The 5,221-nt window shown below is 61.1% G+C and carries 5 protein-coding genes; 4 read left to right on the top strand and 1 reads right to left on the bottom strand.

The genetic code is table 11. The features are described 5' to 3' along the window. The 4 genes from IT540_RS13475 to IT540_RS13460 all read left to right on the top strand — a co-directional run. A partial coding sequence (locus IT540_RS13475) for a hypothetical protein (protein ID WP_366029878.1) occupies positions 1 to 129 on the top strand: 129 nt, incomplete at its 5' end. A gap of 217 nt (positions 130 to 346) precedes the next feature. Continuing rightward, positions 347 to 1,642, top strand: coding sequence for a tyrosine-type recombinase/integrase (locus IT540_RS13470; protein ID WP_291178730.1), 1,296 nt, complete (start codon positions 347 to 349; stop codon positions 1,640 to 1,642). 9 nt (positions 1,643 to 1,651) lie between these two features. After that, positions 1,652 to 1,813, top strand: coding sequence for a hypothetical protein (locus tag IT540_RS13465; protein WP_291178727.1), 162 nt, complete (start codon positions 1,652 to 1,654; stop codon positions 1,811 to 1,813). 486 nt (positions 1,814 to 2,299) lie between these two features. Next, positions 2,300 to 2,623, top strand: coding sequence for a hypothetical protein (locus IT540_RS13460; RefSeq protein WP_291178724.1), 324 nt, complete (start codon positions 2,300 to 2,302; stop codon positions 2,621 to 2,623). On the opposite strand, the gene IT540_RS13455 is transcribed toward IT540_RS13460, so the two are convergent. Beyond that, the coding region (locus tag IT540_RS13455) for a conjugal transfer protein TraG N-terminal domain-containing protein (protein ID WP_291178721.1) at positions 2,624 to 5,221 on the bottom strand (2,598 nt) is incomplete at its 5' end.

The raw sequence follows: 5,221 nt of genomic DNA, 5'->3' as shown, positions 1-5,221 counted from the left end.
CGCTGGGCGCACCTGCCCTACGAACTGCTCGACCTCTGCTCGCGCCGCATCATCAACGAAGTGCCCGGCCTCTCGCGCGTGGTCTACGACGTCTCCGGCAAGCCGCCGGCGACGATCGAGTGGGAATGATTCGATAGCGTTTCACGCCGTTCCACAACGACCCACAATCGCCAAAGGCCCTTGATTTTTCAAGGGCCTTTGTGTTTTTGTCGTCCCATGACGTGCATACAAATCCCACACTTTTCAACGGTAAAAATGACGGTATAGTTTGGGGTGTGCTGATCAGTGAACCGTTTACCGTCTTGATGCTCTGACGGTAAACGCGAATCCCGTGGAGGACAAGGCGATGGCCCTGAGCGACATGAAACTGAAAAACCTCAAGCCCCAGGAAAAGGCGTACAAGGTTCCAGACCGTGACGGTATGTACGTAGTGGTTTCGCCAAAGGGCACCGTGACCTTCCGCTACGACTACCGCTTGGCGGACCGGCGCGAAACTCTTAGCTTGGGCCAGTACGACGAGTTCCAAGCTAGCCAGGCCAAGCGTGACCCTGAGACCATCAAGTACGGCGATCCCTTGTCGCTGGCCGATGCGCGCGAACTTCTGGCGCGGGCGAAGAATGCCGTCAGCCGTGGGGAGTCGCCGGCGCGAGACAAGGCTGACGGTAAACGGGAATTGCGGGAATCGGGCACCTTCAAGGTGTTTGCCGAGATTTGGCTGCGCGATGCCGGCCTGGCCGACAGTACCGTAGCGATGCGCAAGAGCATTCTCGACCGTGACGTACTGCCCAAATTGGGCAAGCGCAAGCTTGAAGAAATCACGTCCAGCCAGGTGTTCGACCTGTGCGAGAAGATCAAGGAGCGGGGAGCTCCAGCGACGGCGGTGCATGCCCGCGAAATCATCCAGCAGGTTTACCGTCACGCCATGGCGCGCGGCCTCAAGATCGAAAACCCGGCCGAGAATGTGAAGGCCTCGGCCATCGCGACCTTCAAGCCGCGGGAGCGGGCGCTGACGCCGGGGGAGATCAGGACTTTCTTCACTGTCCTGGATAGCGTCGGGACGCTGCCCACCCTCAAACTGGCGCTCAAGCTCATCCTCCTGAGCATGTGCCGCAAGGGGGAGTTGCTTCAGGCAACGTGGAAGGAAGTTGATTTCGAAGCGGCCACCTGGACGGTCCCAGCCGAACGTATGAAAGCCCGTAGGCCGCACGTGGTCTACCTGAGCCAGCAAGCGCTCGATTTACTGGTAGGGCTCAAGACGTGCGCGGGCAGCAGCCCGTACCTTCTCCCCGGCCGATACGAGACCGACAAGCCGATGAGCGAGGCGACCCTGAATCGAGTGATTGCCGCTGTCGTCGAAAAGGCGGAAACGGAAGGCCATGAACTACCGCATTTCTGCGTCCATGACCTGCGCCGGACGGCCTCGACGCTGCTGCATGAGGCTGGCTTCAATACCGACTGGCTCGAGAAGTGCCTTGCGCACGAGCAGCGAGGCGTGCGCGCCGTCTATAACAAGGCTGAGTACGCCGAGCAGCGCCGGGAAATGCTGCAAAGCTGGGCCGACATGGTTGATGGGTGGATTGCCGGGGCCAAAGTGGTGCCTTTACACACCGGCAGGGCCGCGAAGACTGCCTCACAGAAATGATCAACGTTCGTGCGCGAACGCATCCTGCCTGTGATCGAGGAGCGCTGTTCCTTTGTGCAGGTGGCCATCAAAAGTCGGCAGTCCTCGTTGCAAGACGTTCTGGCAAGTCGCGAACTGAATCCGGCGTTTCTCGACCGTCTGGCAGCGATGAAGTCGTCGTATGAAAACTGAACGGAACAAAAACGATGGACTCCCCATGGGATGGTTGGACGCCAACACGCCCACCTGTCGGATCAAGCGCATCAGAAAACGGGAAGGGCGGTGCTACGAACTGGCGATGCGAGGTTGTCTGCAGGCCCCGGAATGGGAACTGGTCCACGGCGAAAGCAACGGACACTCGGGTGCCGGGACAATCGGCCATGCTTGGCTGGAGTTTGATGGCGAGGTCTACTGTCCCGTCCTGGATAAGACGATGCCGATCGGTGACTTCCTCCGGATACTGGGGGCTCGAGCACATGCCAGGTATTCTTCAGAGGATGCAATCTGCCTAATGCTCAGGTCAGGCCACTACGGTCCTTGGAACGACGTGCGGAAATTCGAGTGAGCGCATAGCCAGCAGGTCTTGGCGGTGGAAATTCAAGCGGGGTAAGTGGCAATAGACTTGAACCTTGCGCCGGCCCATGTAGCCTTGATGTAGGCTGAGCGCAGGAGGCCGAAATGAGAAAACTGATCTTCATAGGATTCATCGTGCTCGGCGCGCTGAGCGGCTTGATTGCTGCTCGAAACGGCGACTGGGGAACCAGGCTAGTGATGATAGGGGTCGGTGCACTTTTCGGAGCCCCAATTGGTGGGGCGCTCGCTAGCATTGGTAGGAAGAGGCGGCAGCCCCTTGAATGGGACGAGAATCCGCTCCCCGGGATGGGCACCACTCCGAAAGATCTAGCTGCGAACTACTGGCGTGACAAAGGCCATCCGCCATTCATGAAGCCATCTGAAGCTGAACCCGACAAGCACATGTTCGACCCGGATCGGCTCGGCTGACTACTTTCGCAGCAAATCCTTCACGACATCCTTCGCATTGTCGATTGTCGCTGCAGCGTCCTTACCTACCTGCTTGCCCGACTGCACCAACAGCGACTTCTTCGATGCAAGTGTTCCGTCATCCGTCTTGACGATCTCAGCCTTGGAGTCAAAGTCTGCACGGCTCGATTCTGCATGCGAGCGAATTTGATTGCCTTGGGTATGAATCTCTTCTCGAACAGGCGCCAGCGTTGGCGCGGCTCCCTGCGTCGGTGCGGCTTTGCCAAACCGTGAGGTCTGCACGCGGTCGGATTGGTGCAGGCCGTCAATATCGGGGGTCAGCACAGCTTCACCCCGAAGCTGCATGTGCTGGTCCCGAATGTCTCCAAAGGAGGCTGGTAGCGCAGTTCCGTCGGAGAACACTCGATTTGGCCGAAGAGATTGCCGCGCCAGTTCCGATTCCATCAGGGCGTGGGCTGCCGCGCTGGTCCCACCGTATCGCTCCGCGTAGCGCATAAACATCTCCAGGTTGTGTGGGTCCTGAGCAATGTCAATGGAAATGGTTTCTCCTTTCTCGTGGGCGGCAGACAGGCGTTCCGCGAACGCCGTACGCTCAGCGAAGCTCGCCTCAGCGCGCTCCGATCGCGCGCGCGTGGAGGCGAGCCGGGCAGTCATGTCGCGAGCTTCGCGGGCGTCGTTGGCGATCACGCTCGTGAAGCTCGCGTCGCGCGACACCCTGTCACCGAACTGCTTGAACTCTGCCAACTGTTCGCTGCTCATGCTGCCCAAGACCTTTTGTTCCTGGGCCGATAAGCCAGACAGGTAACTCTTGTCTGCGCGAGCGTCCAGGCGACCACCAACGACGCCGGCATTTACTCCCAAGTGACCGGCCGCTCCGAACGCAATACTGGCAACTTGAGACTGCGACAGTCCGGTGCTTTCGGCCACACTCTTCGATATTTGATCCAGCCTGTTCAGCGTCTCGCCCGTCTGCTCGAAGCTGCTGGAGGTGGATCCACTGCTACTTCGCGATGAGCGCAGTTTTGTTAGCCCGCGCGAGAATGCTTCTGCTAGTACGGCGGAGTGCTCAGTGCTGGCTGCGATGGCCTCATTTCGGGCGGCGTCAGCCTGGCGGCTGGCCTGCACCACATCCTGCTCGGACACGCGCATCGAGACCATTCGGGAAGCAAATCCCTGGTTGCGCAGCAGGCTGACGGCGGTTCGCCCGGTCAGAACATTTGACGAGAACGTGTTCCCGCTCAGATCGTTTTGCCAACTGCTCATGAAGGCCGAGGTGCGGTTGGGCGCGAGTTGCATCTGGTCCATCCCCACGTTCCCCATGGAAACGTTGCCGACGGTCGCGGCCGACGTTCCACCTGAGATCATCGCTTGTAGACCCGACAGGCCCCCGACCAGCGCCGTCCCAAAGTTCTCCATGCGCTTCAACGCCGCCCAGGCGATAAAGGGAATGCTGATCGCGAGGTAGCCGACGACGGCCTCGCCCGAGATCGCGCGCGAATAGATTGTTGAGGCGGTCTGCAGGGCCAGCGCCTTGCTGCCCGTGCCGAGGTCCGCCGCGGCCGCCAGATCGTAGGCCGCGTAGATCGAGGCCATGTAGTTGAGGATGGCGTAGAGCGGGGGCCACAGCTGGATCCAGATGAGCACCGCGGCGTCGCCCTTGAAGGCCAGCATCGTCTCTCGGCCGCTGGTGAGCAGGAGCAGCAGCACGAAGAGCGGAAACATCGCGTAGGTCACCGCCTCGACCACGTTGCGGAATACCGGCAGGGCCTGCTCGGCCACCTTGCCGTAGTTGAGCCAGGTCGCGTTCTGCTGGGCCACGGCCTGGGCCCGGCCGACTGCCAGCACCATGGCCGCCGGATCGTTGACCTTCTGGCCGACGATCTTGCTGGTGTCCTCGATCGCGTTGAGCACAGCGTTCTGCCGGATGAGGTCGGCAGCCGTGGCCGCGGCGGTGGCGATGCTGTTCTTGAGATAGGCCTGCTGGATCTGCCCGGCGATGACGGCCGCGGCAGCGGCGCTGGGCAGCGTCGGGTTGAGCTGGAAGGCGAGCCGCCCCTGGATGCGGGTGATCTGCGCCGGCAATCGGCCATTGAGGCTCTGGTAGACGTTCGGGCAGGTATCGACGCCGACGGAGCCGCCCGCGGCGGTCAGCGTGCTGAAGCGCGCCGGATTGGGCGAGGCCATCAGTGGCCAGACATCGTCGGACGCGGAAAACGTTGCCGGATCGAGGGTGCCGTCGATCAGGTCGTAGGTGGTGCAGTTGTGGATGAAGTTGATGAGGTCGGTGCGGAAGGCCGGGTCCTGGAACACCACGTTGCCGGTTTCGCGGATCAGGCGGTTACCGAACATCAGGCCGTTCTGCTGGTAGGAGAGCTCGGCGGGCAGGGCACCGATGCCCGGAATGACCTGGAACGCCGTCTCGAAAAGCCCCGTCAGCGTGTTGCCGATCGTGCTCGTGAGGCTGCCCAGCACCGCCACCCCGAAGGGCACGTTGCCGACCACCTTCACAGCGGCACCGCCGGTCTTGTCGACGATGCCGACGGTGACCTTGGGCACGATCAGTATCGAGAACACCAGCACCACCGTGCCCAACCATTT

The organism is Hyphomicrobium sp. (assembly GCF_020852195.1).
Classification (GTDB): Bacteria; Pseudomonadota; Alphaproteobacteria; order Rhizobiales; family Hyphomicrobiaceae; genus Hyphomicrobium_C.
This window is presented reverse-complemented; position numbering and strand designations above follow the sequence as displayed.

Excerpts from the sequence above, each read along its gene's own strand:
- IT540_RS13470 (WP_291178730.1), top strand. The coding sequence starts at position 347 with ATGGCCCTGAGCGACATGAAACTGAAAAACCTCAAGCCCCAGGAAAAG.
- IT540_RS13460 (WP_291178724.1), top strand. The coding sequence starts at position 2,300 with ATGAGAAAACTGATCTTCATAGGATTCATCGTGCTCGGCGCGCTGAGC.